General features: G+C 43.0%; 1 protein-coding gene. It reads right to left on the bottom strand.

What is annotated here, in order from left to right; genetic code table 11:
• Nucleotides 1–1,089: 1,089 nt before the first annotated feature.
• Complete coding sequence (locus tag MHN01_RS18425; RefSeq protein WP_239412683.1) at nucleotides 1,090–4,137, bottom strand: efflux RND transporter permease subunit; 3,048 nt, start codon at nucleotides 4,135–4,137, stop codon at nucleotides 1,090–1,092.
• Nucleotides 4,138–4,214 lie beyond the last annotated feature (77 nt).

Consider the following 4,214-nt stretch of genomic DNA (forward strand, 5'->3'; position numbering starts at 1 on the left):
TCTGGCATATGAACTGGAAAGTGTAAGTTCGCTTTTTTTAACACTGATAACCATATAGGTACTTGCTTTGAGAGTATTCTATTTTCTGATGACTGGGAAGAACCTATCCCAGACTATCTATATTTTAATGAGTGATCTAATTAGTTGATCTGCACGCAAGGATTGTTAATGTTTGTTTAGGAAAGCGGCTGCCGTTAATTTTGTTAATCCCTCTTAAATAGCATGGCTCGGAATTTAGTTACAGCCTGTTCAACATTAATTCTATATGCATTTTAGGTTTTGAATAAAATCAGACTATGATTGATTTTAGGTGTTTTCTATCTTCAATGGAAAACAGCATATATGAAAAAGTAAGGCAAAATGAGTGGCGTAATCTGCAACTGAGCATTTTTGTTAACAAACTTTGGGGCAAAGGTGGAGACAGAGCAGATCGCCCTGACTTGTCACTGGACAAAACTGATTTGGCAATATTGCTAAATTAGCAAAACACGAATTATTTTAAGTATGGGTAAACTCTTCGTCTTTGCCAAATTTGCTAATCCACCACAGCAGCCTCCATACCATGATCTGCGTAGGTATTAGTCGACCGAGCTAACCGCGAGGCATAAAGAATAAGGATAATGGCCATCGCCAACTAACAGAGGGGATATGCACACTTGATATAAATAATATCAGTAACCAATTGAAGTAAAATGCTATATTCACACTTCCGGCTGCGTTTATCCTGAAATGCTCCATGAGTGCGGCACTTGTCCAAACTCGACCGGGCAATAAGAAGGGGTTATTCAACACCCGGGTAAAGTGTCGGCTGGGTCATGCTTATCCTTATTTAGGAGATTAAATACAAGAACAAAAGTAAAAAAAGGTAGGCCGAAGCCTACCAAAGCACAATAGCGAGTTGCTTTAAAAACAGGCCTCAATATGCCGTACACTATTGACTGCAGGAGAAAACCCACATCATCAAGAAGATTTCGTTGCAATCCTGTACAACCATTATCAGCCTTGAGTTAGGAAACATTCCTATCAAACAATTATCAATAAAAACAATCACTGAAGCGTGCGCAACCATTAAATAATTGCGCTCAAAAATTACATCGTTTCGGCCTCCTTAATTCCAAAGAAAATCATATAAAGTGAAGGAACAACGACAAGTGTTAATAACGTTGCCACTGTTAATCCAAACACTAACACCACTGCCATCGAAAGAAAGAAGGCGTCGTAAAAAAGAGGTAAAACACCCAAGATTGTCGTCAGGGCACCCATAAGAACGGGTTTTACCCTGCTTGCCGCTGAATCTAAAACAGCAGTATATCTTGGCTTACCTTCAGCTATTTCCAAGTCCATTTGATCAACAAGCACAATGGCATTCTTTATCAGCAAACCAGATAGCGATAGCAAACCTAAAATAGCCATGAACTCAAACGGGGTGCCCGTAAGAACCAGGCCATAAACTACGCCAATGGTCGCAAGAGGCACAATCGACCATATGAGTAGCGGCTGCCTTACCTTGTTAAACAACACCACAGTTACCAATATCATTGACAACAAGCTGAACGGAATCGCATCTGCCAGGTTTTTGTTTGCTTTGGTACTGTCCCCATGCTCACCTCCCCACTCAAGCGAATAGCCCGGGGGCAATTCAATGGCCTCGATTTTTGGCTTAAGCCTTGCGAAAAGCGTCCCGGCTAGTTCACCAGAAACCGGGTCAGATTGAGCTTTGATTCGCCATACACGGTTTTCTCGCTTAAGCAATCCATCTCGCCATACCGTTTCAAAGGAACGTACCACTTGTGTGAGTGGGACTTGCTCTCCTGTCGTGCTGCTCGTAACCTGCAATAACTTTATATTTTCGACGGTATCTCTTTCAGCCAACGGTGCCCTCGCAACAATAGGTAAAAGCCGATCGTTTTCACGGTAGGTACCTATTTGCTGGCCGGTATAATTAACGAGCAAAGCACTTGCTATATCTTGTTTCGAAATGCCCAATCGATTTGCCAACGTTGGGTCGTAATATGGTTGAATGACACGAACAGGCTGTCTCCAGTTATCTTTAATCGACATCGCCTTGCCATCTTCAACCATTATTAGCTTTGCTTGCTCAGCAAGTCGTCTCAGCACAACAGGATCGGGGCCGCTAAATTCCGCTTCAATCTTAGAACCTCCGCCCGGCCCCAATTCAAACTGCCAAACCTTTGTCAGCGCGTCAGCGTAATTATCATCAATTAATTTTTGGACGCGTTGAATGGTTGGCTTGACATCATCCAGGTTATCCATTTTTACCAGGAACTGACCATAGGAGGTATTTTCACTCTCTCCCTGGTAAATGAGCATGTAGCGCATTGCCCCAGCGCCGACCAATGTTTGCACACCAGAGACCCCGTCGATCTCCATTAGTTCTTTCTCTATTTCCAGCAAGTCATGTCGAGTAATATCAATGTCTGTTCCCTGCGGTAACCAATAATCGACAACAAACTGAGGTGTCGTAGAGGTCGGGAAAAACCCTGGCTTCATATACTGAGCGGCGTATATAGAAGAGAAAAACATCAAGACTGTAATCCCAACGGTCTTAATGCGATGCCGGAGTATGACCTGCATGAAACTCTTGTATTTTTGTATAAATGCTGGCTCTGACTGAGTGGCGCTAATGGTTTTACCTTTGATCATTAAGTCGCATAAAAACGGAACAAAGGTTATCGCAAACACCCAGCTATACATCAGGGAAATCAGCACCACAAAGAAAAGATGTCGTGTATATTCTGCGGAATCTCCCTCAGACAAACTAATAGGAGCAAATGCCAATATGCCGACCAAAGTACCACCTAGCAAAGGCCAGATAGAACGCTTGGTGACTGTTTGCAGTAGCTCAAACTTGTTTATGCTACGCTTGTTTGAAAAAACGCTCTCCGTTACAACGATCGCATTATCGACAAGCATACCTAACGCTATGATTAATGCCCCCAAGGAGATTCGGTGCATCGGTATACCGCTGAGCTGCATCGTGTAAAGTGTGGCAGCAATGGTCAGAATTAAGGTCGCACCGATTATCACTGCAGGCTTGATACCCATAAAAATCATAAGGGTCACAAGCACAATCGCGAGGGCTAAAAAAACATTGGCGACAAACTCATCTACAGCGACTTGAGTAACTTTGGCCTGGTGATAGAACTCATGTAACTCCATACCAACAGGTTGAAGATTTATCGATGCTCTCAGCTCAGCATCAACCAACTCCCCGACTTCAACCACATTCGCACCAGCCACGTTGGCTATCCCAAATCCGATAGCGGGCTGGCCGTTGTATCTGACTTCATGTACCAGAGGCCGCTGCACTTCACGCGAGATAGTCGCAATATCTTTTAAATAGACGATGGTCCCATCACTGTCCGTTGCGACGTGTAAATACTCCAACGATTCTACAGACGTAACTGCATTCGGTAACTGGATAGTCGAGCGCATCGTATCTAGATTTGCATTGCCTGCAAAGACGACACTATTTTGTTGCTTCAGAGATTCAAAAATTTGACTAAGCGATACCCCAAGCGAGTTAGCACGTTGCTTAGAGAGTTCGATATACACAGCTTCTTGTTGTACACCCGTTAACGTTACCTTCGCAACGCCGTCAACGGCTAGAATTCGTGTTCTTAGCTTTTTGGCATAATCTTCTAACTGACGATTCGAGTAGCCTTCGCCGGTAAGCAGGTAATAAATACCATAAACATCACCGAAGTCATCATTAATAAAGCTATTATACGCTTCTGCAGGGAGCAAATACTGAGAATCATTGATTCTGTTTCTCAGTTTATTCCACACTAATTGCAGATCATCTTTTGTCGGAGCCGCACTGTACTTTACTAACACTTCGATACGTGAAAGCCCGTCTGAAGATGTCGAAACAATTTCCTCAACTTCAGCCATCTCCTGAATAGCCGATTCCAAAGGTTCAGTCACTTCATTAGCCACCTCCATTGGTGATGCACCCGGATATTCAGTTAGAATAACTGCTGAGCGAATAACAAATTCAGGATCTTCGAAACGAGGCATCGTTTGATAAGATTGCCAGCCAGAAAATAACATTCCGATGATAAATAGTACCATCAGTAGCTTATTTTTTATTGAAACCGCTGCAGGGTTAATCATGGTAGTTACCTATTATTATGAAAATCACTTAAAGCTCGATGACTTTCATACCGTCAAATAAGAATGCACCGCCCGCA

Origin of the sequence: Photobacterium sp. OFAV2-7 (genome assembly GCF_022347985.1) — a bacterium.
GTDB lineage: Bacteria > Pseudomonadota > Gammaproteobacteria > Enterobacterales > Vibrionaceae > Photobacterium.

What these genes read in the sequence shown, in the direction of transcription:
- MHN01_RS18425 (WP_239412683.1), bottom strand. Translation starts at nt 4,137, where the DNA reads ATGATTAACCCTGCAGCGGTTTCAATAAAAAATAAGCTACTGATGGTA.